Genomic DNA, 300 nt, shown 5'->3' with positions numbered 1-300 from the left:
AACGGCGGCCGCGCGATGATCGACGTGTGCTGCGTGGAGAACGCGGTGGCCGCGGCGCTGGCCGCGCTGCGCGCCGAACACATCGGCGACGGACGCGCCTACAACATCAGCAACGGCGTGCCGATCGCGGTGCGCGACCTGCTGACCGAACTGTTCGCGGTGCTGCGCCTGCGCGTGCGACTGCTGCCGGTGCCGCGCGGACCGGCGTTGGCGCTGGCCACGCTCGGCGAGCAGATCGCGCTGCGCCGTCGCGGGCAACCGGAGCCGCGGCTCAGCCGCTACGGTATCGGTGTGCTCGGC

1 pseudogene is annotated in these 300 nt (G+C 73.7%); it reads left to right on the top strand.

Going from position 1 to position 300, the window contains the following annotated elements:
* Positions 1-15: 15 nt before the first annotated feature.
* Positions 16-300: pseudogene (locus D180_RS20420) on the top strand (NAD(P)-dependent oxidoreductase); the annotation flags it as partial.

Origin of the sequence: Xanthomonas sp. SHU 166 (genome assembly GCF_000364685.1) — a bacterium.
GTDB classification, from domain to species: domain Bacteria; phylum Pseudomonadota; class Gammaproteobacteria; order Xanthomonadales; family Xanthomonadaceae; genus Xanthomonas_A; species Xanthomonas_A sontii.
The sequence above is the reverse complement of the archived record's forward strand: the minus strand, read 5'-3'. Positions and strand labels throughout refer to the sequence as shown.